The sequence below is a fragment of the Pigmentiphaga soli genome (assembly GCF_039541095.1).
In the GTDB taxonomy this organism is placed as follows: Bacteria; Pseudomonadota; Gammaproteobacteria; order Burkholderiales; family Burkholderiaceae_B; genus Pigmentiphaga; species Pigmentiphaga soli.
Genome location: NZ_BAABFO010000024.1, coordinates 1 through 17778, shown reverse-complemented (window position 1 = coordinate 17778; position 17778 = coordinate 1). Strand labels below are relative to the sequence as shown.

Annotated in this window: 13 protein-coding genes; 3 read left to right on the top strand and 10 right to left on the bottom strand. The window is 69.1% G+C overall.

Annotated features, from left to right (window positions below; translation table 11 throughout):
* Positions 1 to 3: 3 nt before the first annotated feature.
* The 8 genes from parC to ABD927_RS19665 all read right to left on the bottom strand — a co-directional run bounded on the left by parC (position 4) and on the right by ABD927_RS19665 (position 10795).
* The gene (parC, locus tag ABD927_RS19700; RefSeq protein WP_345251563.1) at positions 4 to 2313 is read right to left on the bottom strand and encodes a DNA topoisomerase IV subunit A; all 2310 of its coding nucleotides are present in this window, start codon (positions 2311 to 2313) and stop codon (positions 4 to 6) included.
* The gene (locus ABD927_RS19695) at positions 2313 to 4268 is read right to left on the bottom strand and encodes a DNA topoisomerase IV subunit B (protein WP_345251562.1); all 1956 of its coding nucleotides are present in this window, start codon (positions 4266 to 4268) and stop codon (positions 2313 to 2315) included. The genes parC and ABD927_RS19695 overlap by 1 nt, the downstream gene beginning before the upstream one ends.
* Before the next feature lie 96 nt (positions 4269 to 4364).
* Complete coding sequence (locus tag ABD927_RS19690; protein ID WP_345251561.1) at positions 4365 to 5387, bottom strand: ketopantoate reductase family protein; 1023 nt, start codon at positions 5385 to 5387, stop codon at positions 4365 to 4367.
* A 122-nt stretch (positions 5388 to 5509) separates the two neighbouring features.
* The gene (locus ABD927_RS19685; protein WP_345251560.1) at positions 5510 to 6538 is read right to left on the bottom strand and encodes a Bug family tripartite tricarboxylate transporter substrate binding protein; all 1029 of its coding nucleotides are present in this window, start codon (positions 6536 to 6538) and stop codon (positions 5510 to 5512) included.
* Between the two features lie 44 nt (positions 6539 to 6582).
* The gene (locus ABD927_RS19680; RefSeq protein ID WP_345251559.1) at positions 6583 to 7503 is read right to left on the bottom strand and encodes an HpcH/HpaI aldolase/citrate lyase family protein; all 921 of its coding nucleotides are present in this window, start codon (positions 7501 to 7503) and stop codon (positions 6583 to 6585) included.
* A 61-nt stretch (positions 7504 to 7564) separates the two neighbouring features.
* The gene (locus tag ABD927_RS19675) at positions 7565 to 8563 is read right to left on the bottom strand and encodes a Bug family tripartite tricarboxylate transporter substrate binding protein (RefSeq protein WP_345251558.1); all 999 of its coding nucleotides are present in this window, start codon (positions 8561 to 8563) and stop codon (positions 7565 to 7567) included.
* Between the two features lie 82 nt (positions 8564 to 8645).
* Positions 8646 to 9902, bottom strand: coding sequence for a CaiB/BaiF CoA transferase family protein (locus ABD927_RS19670; protein ID WP_345251557.1), 1257 nt, complete (start codon positions 9900 to 9902; stop codon positions 8646 to 8648).
* On the bottom strand, positions 9899 to 10795 hold the full coding sequence (locus ABD927_RS19665; RefSeq protein ID WP_345251556.1) for an HTD2 family dehydratase: 897 nt from the start codon (positions 10793 to 10795) through the stop codon (positions 9899 to 9901). Before ABD927_RS19665 ends, ABD927_RS19670 begins: the two co-directional genes overlap by 4 nt.
* A gap of 279 nt (positions 10796 to 11074) precedes the next feature.
* Here ABD927_RS19665 and ABD927_RS19660 point away from each other — a divergent pair, with 279 nt between their 5' ends.
* The 3 genes from ABD927_RS19660 (at position 11075) to ABD927_RS19650 (ending at position 14023) form a co-directional block, all read left to right on the top strand.
* Complete coding sequence (locus ABD927_RS19660) at positions 11075 to 12028, top strand: LysR substrate-binding domain-containing protein (RefSeq protein WP_345251555.1); 954 nt, start codon at positions 11075 to 11077, stop codon at positions 12026 to 12028.
* A gap of 147 nt (positions 12029 to 12175) precedes the next feature.
* Positions 12176 to 12961 carry a class II aldolase/adducin family protein gene (locus ABD927_RS19655; protein ID WP_345251554.1) on the top strand — a complete coding sequence of 262 codons (786 nt, stop codon included), beginning with the start codon at positions 12176 to 12178 and terminating at the stop codon, positions 12959 to 12961.
* Between the two features lie 396 nt (positions 12962 to 13357).
* Complete coding sequence (locus ABD927_RS19650; protein WP_345251552.1) at positions 13358 to 14023, top strand: hypothetical protein; 666 nt, start codon at positions 13358 to 13360, stop codon at positions 14021 to 14023.
* Between the two features lie 28 nt (positions 14024 to 14051).
* Here ABD927_RS19650 and ABD927_RS19645 read toward each other — a convergent pair whose 3' ends face one another.
* Both ABD927_RS19645 and ABD927_RS19640 read right to left on the bottom strand, forming a co-directional pair.
* The gene (locus ABD927_RS19645) at positions 14052 to 15326 is read right to left on the bottom strand and encodes a PepSY-associated TM helix domain-containing protein (protein WP_345251551.1); all 1275 of its coding nucleotides are present in this window, start codon (positions 15324 to 15326) and stop codon (positions 14052 to 14054) included.
* A gap of 12 nt (positions 15327 to 15338) precedes the next feature.
* Entirely contained in the window at positions 15339 to 17522 is a 2184-nt protein-coding gene (locus ABD927_RS19640) for a TonB-dependent receptor (protein ID WP_345251550.1), read from the bottom strand.
* Between the last annotated feature and the right edge of the window lie 256 nt (positions 17523 to 17778).

The window sequence follows — 17778 nt, the reverse complement described above, 5'->3', positions numbered from 1 at the left end:
GGGCTAGAACACCGGCGACAGGACGGGCTGCTTGGGCCTGACGTCGAGCAGCCGGCCCTTGCGCGCCCGCTTGCCCGCGTAGACGGCGAGCGCCGGCCCGGCCAGCACGTCTTCCACCGGCTTGTTGCGGTAGATGCCCGCCACGCGCAGTCCGCCGGGGCCGATCGGCACCACCTGTTCCAGCGTGTCCTTCGGGTCGAGGTCGATCAGCGTGGTGCCGCGGCCGCCGGAGGCCAGCACCTTGACCTCGTCCAGGCCGATCACCAGGAAACGGCCGCGCGCCGACAGCAGCGCGACCGACTCGGCGGCCGGCGCCACCGGCACCGGGCGCTGCGGCTCGTCGCCGTCGTCGAGCGACATGAACTGCTTGCCGCCGCGCTGCCGGGTCTGCATGTCGCCCAGCCGGGTCATGAAGCCGAGGCCGGCGCGGGTGGCCAGCAGCCAGCGGCTGTCGGCCGCCGCCGCGATCATGTGCAGGATGCGCGAGCCGGGCTCCAGATCGATCAGCGTGGTGACCGGCACGCCGTCGCCGCGCGCCGACGGCAGCGCGTTGACCGCCACCGAATAGACCCGGCCGGTGCTCGACAGCGCGACCAGCGCGTCGGTGGTGCGGCACTCGAAGGCGCCGTACAGCGCGTCGCCCGCCTTGAAGGTGAACAGGCCGGCGTCGTGGCCGTGGCCCTGGCGGGCCCGCAGCCAGCCCTTCTGCGACACGATCACGGTGACGGGTTCGTCGATCACGCGCGCTTCCACCGAGGCGCGCTCGGCCGCCTCGATCAGCGTGCGGCGCTCGTCGCCGTACTGCTTGGCGTCGGCCTCGATCTCGCGCACGATCAGCCGCCGCAGCGACGCCGGACTGCCCAGCAATTCTTCCAGCTTGCCGCGTTCGGCCTTGCGCTCTTCCAGCTCTTTCTCGATGCGGAAGCCTTCGAGCCGGGCCAGCTGGCGCAGCCGCATTTCGAGGATGTCTTCGGCCTGGCGGTCGGACAGCTCGAAGGCGGCCATCAGCGCCGGCTTGGGCTCGTCGGATTCGCGGATGGTCTTGATCACCTCGTCCACATTGAGGTAGACCACCATGCGCCCCTCGAGCACGTGGATGCGGTCGTTGACCTTGTCGAGCCGGTGGCGGGTGCGGCGGGTGACGGTGTCGGTGCGGAAGGCCAGCCATTCCGTCAGGATTTCGCGCAGGCCCTTCTGGCGCGGCCGGCCGTCGTTGCCGACCATCACCAGGTTGACCGGCGCGCTGCTTTCCATCGAGGTATGGGCCAGCAGCATGTTGACGAATTCGTCGCGGTCCACGCGCGAAGTCTTGGGCTCGAACACCAGCCGCACGGCGGCGTCCTTGCCGGATTCGTCGCGTACCGCGTCGAGCAGGCCCAGCACCGTGGCCTTCAGCTGCTGCTGCTCGGCCGACAGGCTCTTCTTGCCGGCCTTGACCTTGGGATTGGTGAGTTCCTCGATCTCTTCCAGCACCTTCTGGCACGAGGTGGCCGGCGGCAGCTCGTGGACCACCAGCTGCCACTGGCCGCGCGCCATTTCCTCGAAGGTCCAGCGCGCGCGCACCTTGAGCGAGCCGCGGCCGGTGCGCATGATCTGCGCGATGTCGGCCTGGGGCGTGATGATCTGGCCGCCGCCGGGGAAGTCGGGGCCGGGCAGCAACGCGTGCAGCTCGTCGTCGGAAAGCTTCGGGTCCTTCAGCAGCGCGGCGGCGGCCTGCGCCACTTCGCGCAGATTGTGCGGGGGGATCTCGGTGGCCATGCCGACCGCGATGCCCGAGGCGCCGTTGAGCAGCACCATCGGCAGCCGCGCCGGCAGCTGTTTCGGTTCCTGGTAGGAGCCGTCGTAGTTGGGGATGAAGTCGACCGTGCCCTCGTCGAGCTCGTCCAGCAACAGGCGCGAGATCGGCGTCAGCCGGGCCTCGGTGTAGCGCATGGCCGCGGCGCCGTCGCCGTCGCGCGAGCCGAAATTTCCCTGGCCGTCGATCAGCGGGTAGCGCAGCGAGAAGCCCTGCGCCATGCGCACGAGGGCGTCGTAGGCGGCCTGGTCGCCATGCGGGTGGTATTTGCCGAGCACGTCGCCCACCACGCGGGCCGACTTGACCGGCTTGGCCGCGGGGCCCAGCCCCATGGCCTGCATCGCGTACAGGATGCGGCGCTGCACCGGCTTCTGGCCGTCGCCCACTTCCGGCAGCGCGCGGCCCTTGACCACCGATACGGCGTAGTCCAGGTAGGCCTGCTCGGCGTAGCGCGCCAGCGTGATGGCGGCGTCGCCGCCGGGGGTCTCGAACAGGCCGGGTTGTTGAGTGTCGGTCATCAGATATCCACCTCGGCCAGGTCACCCTTTTCTTCCAGCCAGGCGCGCCGCTGCGCGGCCTCGCCCTTGCCCATCAGCATGTCGAACATGCGCGTGGTCTGCGCCGCGTCGAGTTCGCCGTGGGTGACCGGCAGCAGGCGCCGGGTGTCGGGGTTCATCGTGGTTTCCCACAGCTGCTCCGGGCTCATCTCGCCCAGGCCCTTGAAGCGGCTGATGCTCCACGAGCCTTCGCGCACGCCCTCCTTGCGCAGCTTGTCTTCGGTGGCGACCAGTTCGCCGTCGTCCAGGCAGTACAGCTTGCGCGGCGGCCGCTTGCCCTGGGCCGGCACGTCGACGCGGAACAGCGGCGGGCGGGCGACGAACACGTGGCCGCGCTCGACCAGCGCCGGGAAGTGCCGGTAGAACAGCGTCAAGAGCAGCACCTGGATGTGCGAGCCGTCGACGTCGGCGTCCGACAGGATGCAGATGCGGCCGTAGCGCAGCCCGGACAGGTCGGGCGTGTCGCCCGGCGCGTGCGGATCGACGCCGATCGCCACCGCGATGTCGTGGATCTCGTTGTTGGCGAACAGGCGGTCGCGCTCGACTTCCCAGGCGTTGAGCACCTTGCCGCGCAGCGGCAGGATGGCCTGGAATTCCTTGTCGCGCCCCATCTTGGCCGAGCCGCCGGCCGAATCGCCCTCGACCAGGAACACTTCGGTGCGCGAGGCGTCGGAGCTTTCGCAGTCGGTCAGCTTGCCGGGCAATACCGCCACGCCCGAGCTCTTTCGCTTTTCGACCCGCTGCGCCGAGCGCACCCGGGTCTGCGCCTGGCGGATCGCCAGCTCGGCCAGCTTGCGGCCGTATTCCACGTGGGTGTTGAGCCACAGCTCGAGCGCGGGCTTGCAGAAGCCCGCCACCAGCCTCACCGCGTCGCGGCTGTTCAGCCGTTCCTTGATCTGGCCCTGGAATTGCGGGTCGAGCACCTTGGCCGACAGCACGAAACTGGCGCGGGCGAACACGTCTTCCGGCAGCAGCTTGACGCCCTTGGGCGTGAGGTTGTGCAGCTCGACGAAACCCTTGACGGCGTTGAACAGGCCGTCGCGCAGGCCGGCCTCGTGGGTGCCGCCGGCCGAGGTCGGGATCAGGTTGACGTAGGACTCGCGCACCACGTTGCCCTCTTCCGTCCAGGCCACCACCCACTGCGCGCCCTCGCCCTCGGCGAAGGTTTCGTGGTCGCGGCCGGCGAATTGCTCGCCTTCGAACAGCGGGATCACCAGCTCGGCGCCGGCCAGCGCCTCGGTCAGGTAGCCGCGCAGGCCCTGCTCGTACAGCCAGGTCTGGGTTTCGCCGGTTTTTTCCGTTTTCAGCGTGACGCGCACGCCGGGCAGCAGCACCGCCTTGCTGCGCAGCAGCCGCGCCAGGTCGGCCGTCGGGATGGCCGGGCTGTCGAAATATTTGGGGTCGGGCCAGCAGCGCACCCGGGTGCCGGATTTCTTGCGCGTGTCGGCCACCCTGGCCAGCGGCTCGACCACGTCGCCGTGGGCGAAGGCCAGCCGGTGGGTGGCGCCGTCGCGCCAGACGGTCACCTCCAGCCGCGACGACAGCGCATTGGTGACGGATACCCCCACCCCGTGCAGCCCGCCGGAGAAGGAATAGGCGCCGCCGCCCTGCTTGTCGAACTTGCCGCCCGCGTGCAGGCGGGTGTACACCAGCTCGACCACGGGGGCCTTTTCTTCCGGGTGCAGGCCGGTCGGAATGCCGCGGCCGTCGTCTTCGACCGTGACGCTGCCGTCGGCGTTGAGCGTGACCTGCAAGTGCTTGCCAAAGCCGGCCAGCGCCTCGTCGGCGGCGTTGTCGATGACTTCCTGCACGATGTGCAGCGGATTTTCCGTCCGTGTGTACATGCCCGGGCGCTGCTTGACGGGCTCCAGCCCCTTGAGCACCCGGATCGAAGCTTCGTTATAGCGAGTGGCCAACTTATCCCCTGCTACCTTGAAAATGTCGCCATTTTACGGACGAATCGCGACAGGGAAAGCGCCGCCCCTGGCGGGGGGCGCGTAAGCGCGCAGGGGTCACCTCACTACGGGTTCGATCGCGGCGGGATCCGGCGCGCCGGCGCGGCGCAGATGCAGGTCGAGTCCGCGCAGCAGGACCGTGATGGTGTCGAGCGCCGGCGTGGGAACGCCCACCGAACGCGCCAGCACCTGCATCTGGCCCAGCATCGGCTCGACCTCGAGCGGGCGGCCGAGCAGCGTGTCCTGCAGCATCGAGGGGCGCGACCCCTTGATGCGGGCCGGGTCGGTTTCGGCCTCGATGTCGACGTCCAGCTTCCAGCCCATGGCCTCGGACGCCGCCATCACCTCGCGGATCACCTGGGCCGCCAGCTCGCGCAGCCCGGGATCGCACAGCCGCTGGTAGGCGGTAAGCCGGGTCAGCGCGCAGAGCGGATTGCTGCAGGCGTTGATCACCAGCTTGTAGAGCAGTTCCGCGCGCAGGTCGCGCTGCATCGAGACGTCGACGCCGGCGGCGGCGAACAGGTCGTGCGCCTGCTGCAGCCGCGGCGAGATCGAGCCGTCGGGTTCGCCCAGCACGTACTGGTTGCGGGTATGGTTCTGGACCACGCCGGGCTCGATCACCTCGTTGGGCGAATACACCACGCCGCCGAGGGCGGCTTCGAAACCCAACTCGCGGCGCAGCGCGCCATCGGGATCGAGCAGGTCGACCGGCGCCGCGGCGGCCGGATGGCCCGCCGGCAGGCCGTGCGGCCACCACCACGGAATGCCGTTGAGCAGGAACAGCACCGCGGCGTCCGGCGCGCGCAGGCGCGCCAGGGCGGGCGCGGCGGCCGACAGCGAGTTGGCCTTGAGGGTGGAAATGACCAGGTCCTGCGGCGGCAGGGTGGCCGGATCGTCGGTCGCGTGGGCCGGCCGCACCGTGGTGCGGGTGCCCTTCTGGATCAGCGTCAGCCCGCGCTCGCGGATCGCCGCCAGGTGCGCGCCGCGCGCCACCACCGACACCTCGGCCACCCCCGCCGAAGCGAGCTTGACCGCTACGTTGCTGCCCACGGCGCCGGCGCCGAAAATCGTCACCTTCATCATCGAATCCTCATGCCTGCAAGAGATTGCGTCGGCATGCAGTGTCGTGCGAGACCGGGGCGCTTGTCCAGTGCCGGAGAAACGCCGCGCGGGCCGCCGGCTTATCCGGATTTCGCTCCGGCTTATTCGATGATGATGCCGGCCTTCTGGACCACCGGCCGCCAGAGGGCGATCTGGTCCTTGATGAACTGGCCGAACTGGGCCGGCGTATTGGGCATCGGCACCAGCCCTTCCTTGCGGAACATGGCCAGCGTCTCGGGATCCTTCAGCGCCGCCACCACTTCCTTGTTCAGGCGGTCGACGATGGGCTGCGGCGTGCCGGCGATCGTGAGCAGGCCGTACCACTGGTCGGCCGTGAAGTTCTCCAGACCCTTGGTTTCGCTGATGGTGGGCACGTCGGGCAGGTCCGGCAGCCGGTGTTCCGAGGCCACCGCGATGGCGCGCAGCCGGCCGGCCTTGATGTGGGGGTACAGCGGCGGGAAGCCGGTCAGCACCACCGAGGTCACCCCGGCGATCAGGTCGGTCAGCGCGGGCGCGGTGCCCTTGTACGGCACGTGCTGCAGCTGGATGCCGGCGCTGACCTTGAAATACTCCATCGCCAGGTTGGCGGCGCTGCCGTTGCCGCCGGAGGCGTAGTCGTAGCCATTGGGCTTGGCCTTGGCGGCCTTGATCAGCTCGTCCACGGTGTGCACGTCGAGCTTGGCCGGGTTGACGGCCAGCACGTTGGGCACGGCCGCCACCAGCGAGATCGGCGTGAAATCCTTGACCGGGTCGTACGGCAGGTTCTTGTACAGCGTGGCGTTGGCGCCGAAGGTGCCGATGGCGCCCATGATGATGGTGTAGCCGTCGGCGGGCTGGTTCTTGGCGTACTGGGTGCCGATCACGCCACCGGCGCCCGGCTTGTATTCCACGATGATGGACTGGCCGAGCGCGGCGCCCAGCTGCTTGCTGATGACGCGGGCGATGATGTCGGTGCTGCCACCGGGCGTGAACGGCACGATCAGCGTGATCGGGCGCGACGGATAGTTGTCGGCCGCCTGGGCCGGCGCGGCCAGCGCGGCGCAGGCCAGCGCGGCGGCGCAGGCGGGGGCGGCGAGCCGCCACCGGCGGGCGGAGGAAAGGGCGGGGCTTGCGAGCGTGGAGCGGTGCATGATGGGTCTCCTTCTTCGTTGAAATCGTTGTGATGCGGCCAGATTCAGCCGGGCGGCGCGCGCCTGGCCTCCAGGCGGCGCTGGCGATCCAGCAGGCGGCGGGCGCGCTCGATCACGGGCACGTCGATCATCCTGCCGTCGATCTGGAACGACGCGCGGCCCTCGGCCTGCGCCTGCGCGCCGGCCTCGACGATACGCCGCGCGCGCGCCAGTTCCTCGGCGCGCGGCGCATACTCTTCATTGACGACGGCCACCTGCCCCGGATGGACGCAGCTGGCGCAGTCGAATCCGAACCGCCGCGACCGTCGCACCATGGCGCGGAATGCATCCCAGTCCGAGAAATCGGCGATGGAGCCGATGTAGCCGAGCGGCATCACGCCGGCCGCGCGCGCCGCCAGGATCATGCGCTGCTTGGGCATCAGCAGGGTTTCGTCGTCGGGCTCGAAACCGCCGTACAACGCGAAATCCTCGGCGCCGATGCCGATCGCCGCCACGCGCGCGGACGCGCGGGCGATCTCGGTCATCCGCTCGAAGGCGTCGGGCGTCTCGATCATCAGCACGAAGCGGTTGTGGCCCGCCGGCAGGCCGCGCTCGGCCTCCAGCTCGCTTGCCAGCTGGTCCAGCAGTCGCACGTGCGAGGCGCCTTCCACTTTCGGGATGACCAGGCCGTCGACCTCGGCCGACACGCTGGCCTCGACGTCGCGCACGCACAGCGCCAGAGGCTGGTTGACGCGCACCAGCACGTCGGCGCCGCCGCTGCGCACCCGGCGCGCGGCGTCCCGCACGCCTGCGCGCGCGGCCGGCTTTTCGGCGGGCGGCACGCTGTCTTCCAGGTCGAGCACGATGGCGTCGGCGCCGCGCGCGTGGGCCTTGTCGACGAAGCGCGGCACGTTGGCCGGCACGTACAGCAGCGAGCGCCAGGCGGGCTGATTCCGTCCTGCCGGCTGTTCCACCGGACTACTCATGCAAAATCTCCCCCGATGGGCGCCACCGCATCGCGCATGCCCGATTCGCGGCGCCGGATGATCATTGCTCGATCGAAATGCCGGCGCTCTGCGCCAGCGTCTTCCATTTTTCCGCTTCGCTGGCGACGAAGCGGGTGAATTGCGCCGTGTCCATGTCCAGCATGTCGGACGCCATGTCGGCGAAGCGCCGCTTGAGCGCGGGATCGCGCAGCACCGAGGCCAGCGCCCCGGAAAGGCGCGCGACGACGTCCTTCGGCATGCCGGCCGGGCCGAACACGCCGGTGTAAACGGCCGCCTCGGCATCGGGCACGCCCTGTTCGGCCAGCGTCGGCACGTCGGGCAGCAGCGGCGATCGTCTGGCGCCCATCTGGGCCACCGCCTTGATGCGCCCGTCGCGGATATACGGCAGCGACGTGCTGAGCTGGTCGGCCAGCGCATCCACTTGGCCGCCGATCAGATCGTTCAGCGCGGGGCCGCTACCCTTGTAAGGCACGTGAACGGCCTTCAGGCCGGAGCGAAGCTTGACCAACTCGATGCTGAGGTGATTGAACGACCCGGTGCCGGCCGAGGCGATGCTGATGCCTTCGGGCCGGCCTGCCGCATAGGCCTTGAGGCGGACGAAATCGGCGGCGGGCACCGAAGGCCCGACCGACAGCACCGATGGCGTGCTGCTCACGCCGGCCAGCGCCACGAAGCTCTTGAGCGGATCGTAAGGCACGTCCTTGTAGACGGCCGGCACGGTGCCATGGGTGCCGCTGTTGCCCAGCAGCAGCGTGTAGCCGTCCGGCTTGGCGCGCGCCACCCAGGAGGCCCCGATCAGGCTGCCCGCGCCGGCGCGGTTCTCCACCACCACCGGCTGGCCGAGCGCCCGCCCCAGCGGTTCGGCCAGCAAGCGGGCCGTGATGTCCATATTGCCGCCCGGCGCGAACGGCACGACCAGCGTGATCGGCTTGTCCGGATAGCCGGCGGCCTGTACGGCGCCGGCGGACAGCGCGGCCGCGCACATCGCCGTGCCGGCCCAGCGGCGCAGCCGCTTCCCGCGTGATCCGAAATTCTGCATGGTTGTCCCCTTTTGTTCTGTTCGTGTTCAGCGGCGTGCGCGAAGCCGCGCCTTCAAGCCTGGATATCCGCGCCGCGCGGTCTCATCGCTGCGCCTGCTTGCGACCGTCGACCGTGGCGCCGCTGGCCAGCAGCGCGTCGATCTCGTCGTCGGCGATGCCGATGCCGCGCAACAGTTCCACGCTGTGCTCGCCGATGTGCGGCGCCGGCCATTTCAGCGCCGCTTCGTACGATGACAGCTTCATGGGGTTGCGCAGGTTGTAGAACGTCCCTTCGGTGGGATGCTCGATGCGCTGGAACAGCCCGGTGTCGGCCAGGTGCGGATCCTCCAGCACCGAATCGAGCGTATGCATCGGCATCGCCGGCACGTCGGCCTTCTCCAGGATCTCCATCCACTCGGCGGTGGTCTTCTTCTCGAAGGCCTCGTTGCGGATGCGGAACATCTCGCCGATGTTCTCGAAACGGTTGCGCTTGTCGGCGAAGCGCGGATCGGTACGCAGGTCGGGCCGGCCGATGGCGTCGAACATCGCGAATACCTGGGCGTCGGTGTTGGCCGTCACGCACATATGGCCGTCCAGCGTGCGCACCGGGCGCGACTCCGGGTCCAGCAGGCGGCTGTCGCCGGCGCGGCCCAGCGGCGGGTCGAAGGTCTTCAGGAACATGTGCTCGGCCAGCACGAAGGCCGTCATGCTCTCGAACATCGGCACCTCGATGGTCTGGCCGCCGCCGTGCCGCAGCCGCTGCACCACGGCCAGCAGCACCGCGTTGGCCACCATGATGCCCACCGTGCGGTCGGCGATCACCATCGGCACGTAGCGCGGCACGCCGTCGCTGCCGGTATTGATCGAGGCCAGGCCCGACACGCCCTGGATGATGGAGTCGTAGGCGGGCTTGTCGCGGTAGCGGCCTTGCTGGCCGAAGCCGACCACGCTGCAGTAGATCAGGTCGGGGCGGATGCGGAACAGGTCTTCGGCCGACAGGCCCAGGCGCGCCGCCGCCGCCGGCCGCATGTTGTGCAGCACGACGTCGGCGCCGGCGATCAGCTTCTTCAGCACGTCGAGCGCGCCGGGCTTTTTCAGATCGAGCGCCAGGCTCTTCTTGTTGCGGTTCAGGTGCAGGAACTTGGCCGACATGCCCGGCGTGGGGGAACGGCCGCCGATCCAGCGCGCGAGGTCGCCGGAGGGGTGTTCGATCTTGATGACCTCGGCGCCGAAGTCTGCCAGCATCTGGGTGGCGTAGGGGCCCACCACCACCTGGGTCAGGTCGACGACGCGCAGGCCGTCCAGCGGCGCGGCGCCGGCGGCGGCCTGCCCTTCGGCCGGCTGTGCGAACGCGGTCATCGGGGCGCTCCTTCGAGTTGCGCGGTGCCGGCCACCACCGTCTTGCCGGCCGTCGTCACCACGCGGAAATCGACTTCGCCATCCTTGGCGCCGGCCTTGCTTTCGGCGCGGAACCGTTCGCCTTCGAACAGCGGGCCCACGTTGCGGGTGGCCAGCGTGGACAGCCGGCCGCCCCAGGCTTGCAGCACATGCTCCACGCCGTACAGCACGCCCAGCTGGCCGTTGACCAGCAGCGACGGATAGCCTTCGACCTCGGTGGCGTACTTGCGGTCGTAATGAATGCGGTGGCCGTTGAACGACAGCGCGCTGTAGCGAAAGATGGTGACGGGATCGAACGCCGTCTCGTCCGATGCGCGCGTGGCGCCGAACGGCGCAGGCGCCGCCGCTTCGGCCTGGCCCGCGCCGGCGGACGCCGCCGGCGATTCGCTGCGGTACACCACGTCGTGTTCCTCGCTCACCAATACGTCCCCGCCGCGCCGCACGTCGTGGCGCACCGTCACGAAGATCAGCGGGCCCGAGCGGCCCTGCTTGGGGGCGATGGAGGCAATGGTCGACACCCGCTCCAGTTCGTCGCCGATCAGGATCGGCGCGACGAACGTCGTCCGCTTGCCCGCGAACATGCGCCGCGGCAGCGGCACCGGCGGCAGGAAGTCGCCCAGCGCCGGATGGCCGTCGCGGCCCAGCTGCGAGCGCGGCGCCACCCGCGGGAACAGCACGCTGTGCCACAGCTGCGGCAGCTCGTCGCCGCGCCCCGCGCGGCCCGCGCGCGGCGATTCGAGCGTGGCCGCCAGGCGCTGGGCGAGCTGCGGAGTGACGGTGTCGAAAACGGTTTCGCTGCGGCCGATCCAGCCCTGCAGGGCGGGGTCGAGGGAAAGCGGAGATGCGTCGGGCAAGGCGGAATCCTCTGCATGGCGGAATCGAAGTCGGGCCATCGTAGAAGCGGATCCACTTTCCAGGAAGTGATAAATTGCTCATGTCCATTCTGAAATGGAATATCCCCCTACGCGCTTGCGCGCGCCCCCAGGGGGCGACGCTGGCGGACCGGAAGGAAAGCCCACCCCTGGCGGCCTGCGGCCGCGCCCCTCAAGGGGCGACGCTGGCGGACCGGCGGAGCCGGATCCGCGGCGTCCTGGATTAGGGCGGAGGCGGGCGGGGCGATGGAGGTTTATGGGATGAAATTGCAGCAGGTACGGGCGTTTTGTGCGGTGGTCGACGAGGGCATGAGCGTCTCGCGCGCGGCGCGCCGGCTGCATGCGACGCAGCCGGCGGTCAGCAAGCAGCTGCGGCAGTTCGAGGACAGCCTGGGCTGCGCGCTGCTGGTCCGTTCCAAAAGCCGCATCCTGGGGCTGACGGACGTGGGCCGCGATGTGCTGAAGGCGGCGCGGGCGATGATGGCGGCCACGGCCGACGTCGCCCACGTGGTGGACGACCACCGGCGCGTGGCCGGCAGCCGGCTGGCGATCGCCACCACCCACACGCACGCCCGCTACGCGCTGCAGGACATCATTCCCGGCTTCGCCCGCCGCCATCCCGACATCGGCCTGCACCTGGTGCAGGCCACGCCATCGGAAATCGCCGACCTGGCATCCACCGGCCAGGTCGACCTGGGCATCTCCACCCTGCCGCCGGTCGTGCCGCCGGCGCTGGCCACCATCCCCTGCTACGAGTTCTCCCACGTGGTGATCGGCCCGCGTAGCCATCCGGTCTTCGCGCCGCGCACCGTCACGCTGGAAATGATTTCGCGCCACCCGATGATCGTCTACAGCGAACAGCACGCCATCGGCCGCCACCTCAGCGAGGCGTTCGAAGCCGCCGGCCTGGCGCCGCGCATCGCCGTGCGCGGCACCGACGTCGAAATCATGAAGTACTACGCGGCCAGCGGCCTGGGGCTGGCCGTGATCCCGCTGATCGCCTACTCGGCCGCGCGCGACCGCCGGCTGGCCGCGCGTTCGGTGGACCACCTGGTGCCGGTCAGCACCGTCTACGTGCTTGCGCGCCGCGGCGCCTACTGGCCGCGCCACCTGTACGAATTCGTGGGCGACGTGGCGCCGGCGCTGACCCGGGACCGGATCGAGGATGCGCTGCTGGGCGGCCTGCTGCCGGCCGAAGACGGCACGGCCGCCTGATGCGGTTCGGGCTTACCCTGATGCCTGCGCCGCCTCCGGCGGCCTGCGCCCCTTTAATATTCCTTATCCCCTCTTAGCTCCCGGCTACTGGCGCGCATCCGTCTTTTCGCCGAGGATGCGGCGTCCCCGCCAGCACAGGAAACCGCCATGACCGCCAAAGTCCTGAAAATCTCGTCCATGAAGAACAAGGTCTCCGAACAGGAATGGGAGGCCCGCGTCGACCTCGCCGCCTGTTACCGGCTGGTCGAGTTCTACGGCATGGCCGACATGATGGCCAACCACATCTCGGCCCGCGTCCCGGGCGAACCCGACGCCTTCCTGATCAACCCCTACGGCATGATGTACGAAGAAATCACGGCCTCCAGCCTGATCAAGGTCGACATCGCCGGCAACATCCTGGCCAAGCCCGACTACGGCGATTTCGACTACGGCATCAACAAGGCCGGCTACGTCATCCACAGCGCCATCCACGCCGCCCGCCACGAAGTGGACTGCGTGATCCATACCCACAGCTGGGCCTCGATGGCCGTCTCGGCCCTGGACTGCGGCCTGCTGCCGCTCACCCAGACGGCGATGCGCTTCCTCAAGATCGGCTACCACGACTACCAGGGCGTGGTGCTCGACACCAAGGAACAGGCCTCGCTGATCGCCGACCTAGGCAACAACGAAGCGCTGATCCTGCGCAACCACGGCGCCCTCACTGTCGGCACCACCGTCGGCGGCGCCTTCAACTGGATGCACCGCCTGGAACTGGCCTGCCGCTCCCAGCTGGCCGCGCAGGCCACGCAGCAGAAGCTGCGCGACGTGCCGCAGGAAGTGCTCGAAGCCACCTGGGACAACTACCAGCCCGGCACCCGCCGCCCCTATGGCGTGATGGAATGGCCGGCGCTGCTGCGCAAGCTCGACCGGATGGATCCGGGCTACCGGGAATGACGGCGGCGCCACGCGGCGGATGCTAGAATGCGCACGACGCCAACACACCGTCGGCGCCGAGTGTCCCCGTAGTTAAATGGATATAACGGCCCCCTCCTGAACGATTGGGCACGCAGGAACGAAAGGCCTGCCGTGAATGCGCTTAACGTCGGTGAACCCCCTGCCCTCCGCGGCGAGGCAATACCGAGCGAAGCCCGGGTTTCCGGGAACGTGTAGAGACTTGACAGGCGCGGCCTACCGCATCGTTTCGATGCCATGGCCAAGGTAAAGTCCAGACCGCAAACGCCTTCGGGCGGCGGCGAAAGCCGTGGCGGCAAGAAGGGGCAGATACAGGTTCGATTCCTGTCGGGGGCACCACTTACCGCCGTGTGCCGGCATGAGCGGAGAGCGTCGATCATGCAAGCAACTTCCCTACCGCGGGCCTTCTCATGGCTGTCCCTCCTCGCGCTTGCGGCCTGCGGCATCCCGCCGGGCCAGGCGGCGGGCGGTTCGGCGGACGGCGTCGTGCCATGCGCGGCCCAGGTCGGCGCCCAGGACGCCGCGCGCCGCGTGCAAGTCTGCCGGCAGGTATCGCCGGCCACGCATCCGCCATGCAACGCCGCCAACAGCTGCGCGATGATCGAAGAAGAGATCGCCCGCAGTTGCGCATTGTTCGACGGAAACGGCGCGCCGATGGCCGACTGCCGGCCGGCGCCCAAGAGCGCGGAAGCCGCCGCGGCGGTGGTGGAGCGCTATTACTCGGCGATCAATGCGCGCGACTACGACACGGCGTGGCGCCAGTGGGGCGAAAACGGCCCGCGCGGCCAGACGCCGGCCGGATTCAGGGCGGGCTTCGCGCATACCAGGACGGCGAAGGTAACGATCGGCAAGCTCGAGCCAGGAGAAGGAGCGGCCGGCTCCATTTATCAGACAGTGCCGGTAACGGTCGATGCGACGCTCGACGACGGCACGCGCCAGCGCTTCCGCGGCCATTACGTGCTTCGGCGCGTCAACGGCGTCGATGGCGCCACGCCCGAGCAACTGCGCTGGCACATCGATTCGGCGCGCCTGAGCGCGGAATAGCACGCCTTGGTGGGCGAATCCGGTCGATTCACCGCGCCGCGCGGATGGCGCTTCTGCGCGCGCGCCGCTTCTTCTCCCAGATCACGATGCCGGTGACGGAAAGCATCGCCACCACCAGCCCCATCGCCGACATCAGGATGCGCCCGGGCAGGCCCAGGATGCGCCCCGAATGCAGCGGCAACTGCAGCTGCACGAAGACGTCGGCGGCCGTGCCATGCCAGGGGCGGTGCACGCCCAGCACCTGGCCCGTCTCGGCGCTGACGTAGATGTTCGACAAACCCATCCCCATCGCCCCCGTTTCGTCGGCCGGATCGAAAAAGGAAACGTTGTAGAAGGGATAGTCCCCGCCATACCAGATGCCGCCCGGAGGCTGCTCGAAATCGAGCCGGCGCGCTTCCCCGGCGGCGATGTCGATGGCCTGCGAGAACGAAATCTTCGGTCGGATGAAAGTGCCGTAGGGGGCGGGGGCGAGCGTTTCGTACGGGCCTGGCGTGGTGGTGGAGACCTTGCTCATCAGCGGATAGAACACCTCGTTGTACAGATTGAGCGAGAATGAGGTGAACGCCAGGGTGATGATGACGACGAAGGCCCACAGCCCGCCAGCCCGGTGCAGGTCGAAGTTGAGCTTGTAGCCGCCCGCGCGCCAGCGCACCCGCCACGACGGATTCCAGCGCGAGAGCCACGACGGCCCGCCCGGCGCGCCGCCTTTACAGGATGGACCCGAGGCCTGGCCAGGCGTCGCCGCGGCACGCGCGCGGCGCGGCGGAAAAGTCAGGTACAGCGCCACGAAGCTGTCGATCAGCCACATCAGCGCGACGCCGCCCATCAGCCAGTAGCCCCAGCGGTCGCTGCCCCGGAAAGGCGGAAGGTGAAGGCTCTCGTGCAGCTGCCGCAGCCAGGGCATCAGGTTGCGCTTGCTCAGCGCGATGCTGCGGGACTCGCGATGGCCCGTGATGCGGGCGGTGACCGGGTCCACGAACACGGTGTCGTAGCCCAGCGCGTACGGTTTGCCGGTGGCCGGATCGGCACGCGGCCGCACCAGGAACAGCGCGGCATGCCCTTCTTCCAGGCCCAGCGTCATGTACGACACCTCGGCGCGCGGATCGTCCGATTCGACGGCGGCCGCCAGCGCCCGCGGATCCTGCAGCGGTCCGCGGCCGGGCGTGTGCATGATGTCGGCGTTGAGCCACTCGTCGAGCTGGTGGTCCCACGAGATGACCGCGCCGGTCAGGCCGGCGACGATCAGGAACAATGCCACGGTCAGGCCCATGCAGCGATGGACCACCGTCCAGAAGTTTCGCATGCCGGTCGGCCCTTAGAACTCCAGGCTGGCGCTCAACATGAAAGTGCGCGGATACGACTGCACGAGATAGTTGGCGCCGGGATAGCCGCCCACCGAGGCCCAGTACTGGCGATCGAACAGGTTGTCGATGCGGGCGCGGATGGTCAGCAGCCGGTTCCGGCCCACTTCGGTAACGTAGCGCGCACCGATGTCGGCGCGCGTCCACGACGGCACCGTCAACGTATTGGCGGTATCGGCGTATTGCTTGCCGGTGTGCACCACTCGTGCGTTCAGCGCCAGGCCCGGCGCGCCCGGAACGTCCCACTCCAGCCCCAGGTTGAACTGGCGGGCGGGCACGCCGATGCCGCGGTTGCCCTGGTCCACGCCGCCCTCGGTGCGCTTGAGCGTGGCCTGCAGGAAGGTGACGCCGCCGAGGACGCGCAGGCCGGGACGGATCTCGCCGAAGGTGTTCAATTCGATGCCGCGGTTGCGCTGCTCGCCGAATGCGCCGAACACGCCGTTCTGCACGTAGCTCACCGGGCGGTCGGTGGTGAAGGCGGCCAGCGTCGCGCCCAGCGTCCTGCCCTCCCATTTGACGCCCACTTCCTTCTGCTTGGAGCGGTAGGGCGCGAAGACCTCGCCGGCGTTCGAGACGGGCGAGCCGCCCGATTCCGCGGGCGCCACCTCGCCGGCCTGCAGGCCCTCGATGTAGTTGGCGTACAGGGAGACCGCATCGGTGGCCTTGAACACGATACCGGCCACCGGCGTGATCGCCGAGTCCTTGTAGTGGCTGCTGCGCGCGCCCGTGTCGTAGTCGTAGCTGGACTGCTCGATCGTCTGGCGGCGGGCGCCCAGCGTCAGGCGCACCGTATCCTGCGCGAAGGACAGCGTATCGGCGATCGCGACGCTGCGCGTATCGGTTTCGCCCACCCGCGCCGGGTCGGACAGGTTGCCCCCGGACGCCGTCAGGGCGGGACGCGCCGATGGGAAGGGCGAATAGATGTTGGTGTCCATGCTGGTGCCGCCCATGCCCCAGGCATTGCGCTCTTCGGCCGAGTACACCGAGCCCGAGACCACGACTTCGTGGTTGACGGCGCCGGTGGCGAAGCGGCCGCGCAGGCCCAGTTCGCCGGTGGCGATGTCGTCCTCGCGTTCGTTGTCGAAGCGCGAGCTGGTCGCGTCGCCGGCCGTGTTCACCATGGTCACGCCAGCCAGCGAGTTGCTTTCCTTGCTGCGGCGCAGCCCGCCCGCGGCCCACGCGGTCAGGCCGTCGTTGATGTCCCATTCGCCGCGCACGGTGCCGAACAGGTCTCGCTCTTTGGAATACGTCCAGGGCTGGGCGTAGTTGACCTTGTTGCCGGGAACGGCGGGAATGAAGCCCGCCGGCGTGACGCTGGGGCGGCCGCCCTCGTACTGATTGTCCTGGAAGCCGAGGTCGGCCGACAGGCGCACGTTGCTGCTGCGCCAGTCCAGGCCCAGTCCCAGGGCGGTCAGTTCGCGGCTTTCGCCGTCGATGCCGGTGTCGCCATCGCGGCGCACGGCGTTCAGGCGAATGCCGGTACTCTGGTCCGGCCCGAAGCGGCGCGCCAGATCGGTCGAAACGAAGAACTGGCCGCCCGACTGGATGCCGGCGCTGACGCTGGACAAAGAATCGTTGCCGGCCCGCTTGGGCACCAGATTGATCGATCCGCCCAGGCCGGTGCTGCCGGGCGCCGCGCCGTTGAGGAAGGCATTGGCGCCGCGTATCACGTCGACGCGCTCGAAGAATTCGGAGGCGACGTACTGGCGCGGCAGCATGCCGTACAGGCCGTTGTAGGCGATGTCGTCCGAATAGAGCGGAAAGCCGCGCAGGATGTACAGCTCCTGGAAGTTGCCGAAGCCGCGCGCCTGACGTACGCCGGCGTCGTTCTGCAGGACCTCGCCCACGCTTTGGGCCTGCATGTCCTTGATCAGTTCTTGCGTATAGCTGGTAATGGAGAACGGCGTATCGCGCAGGTCCTGCGTGCCCAGCACGCCGACACGCGCGCCCCGCGCCACTTGTCCGCCGGCGTAGGGCTTGGGCAGTCCCTGGGCCGACGCATCCGCGCTGGACTCGACGACGACGGCTTCCAGTTCGCCGGGAACCTGGGCCGGGGCTGGGGTTTGGGCTTGCTGCGCGACGGCATCGAACGCGGCCGTGCAGGCGAACAGTGCTATGGAGGCGGAGATCGGGCGCATGGCTATCGGCGAATTATTAAATAAGAATCATTCGCCTTTATAGCATGACGAAACCCGCCCGATTCCGGTACGGCGTTCCGCGTGCCGGCTTCCTGCGGTCTTTTTGCAACGTCCGCCCCCGCTTTGGGCGCAGGCGGACGGCAGGCGGACGCTAGCGGCGCGTCACCCCTTCTTCTGGCTCTCCTGCTGCGACCATGCCTCGATGAACTGCACCATCGAGGTCATGTCTTTCGCGGCGCCGTCCTGCCGGTAGGCC

Coding starts and splice junctions, on each gene's coding strand:
- parC (WP_345251563.1), bottom strand. CDS start 2,313: ATGACCGACACTCAACAACCCGGCCTGTTCGAGACCCCCGGCGGCGAC.
- ABD927_RS19690 (WP_345251561.1), bottom strand. CDS start 5,387: ATGAAGGTGACGATTTTCGGCGCCGGCGCCGTGGGCAGCAACGTAGCG.
- ABD927_RS19685 (WP_345251560.1), bottom strand. CDS start 6,538: ATGCACCGCTCCACGCTCGCAAGCCCCGCCCTTTCCTCCGCCCGCCGG.
- ABD927_RS19680 (WP_345251559.1), bottom strand. CDS start 7,503: ATGAGTAGTCCGGTGGAACAGCCGGCAGGACGGAATCAGCCCGCCTGG.
- ABD927_RS19675 (WP_345251558.1), bottom strand. CDS start 8,563: ATGCAGAATTTCGGATCACGCGGGAAGCGGCTGCGCCGCTGGGCCGGC.
- ABD927_RS19670 (WP_345251557.1), bottom strand. CDS start 9,902: ATGACCGCGTTCGCACAGCCGGCCGAAGGGCAGGCCGCCGCCGGCGCC.
- ABD927_RS19660 (WP_345251555.1), top strand. CDS start 11,075: ATGAAATTGCAGCAGGTACGGGCGTTTTGTGCGGTGGTCGACGAGGGC.
- ABD927_RS19655 (WP_345251554.1), top strand. CDS start 12,176: ATGACCGCCAAAGTCCTGAAAATCTCGTCCATGAAGAACAAGGTCTCC.
- ABD927_RS19650 (WP_345251552.1), top strand. CDS start 13,358: ATGCAAGCAACTTCCCTACCGCGGGCCTTCTCATGGCTGTCCCTCCTC.
- ABD927_RS19645 (WP_345251551.1), bottom strand. CDS start 15,326: ATGCGAAACTTCTGGACGGTGGTCCATCGCTGCATGGGCCTGACCGTG.
- ABD927_RS19640 (WP_345251550.1), bottom strand. CDS start 17,522: ATGCGCCCGATCTCCGCCTCCATAGCACTGTTCGCCTGCACGGCCGCG.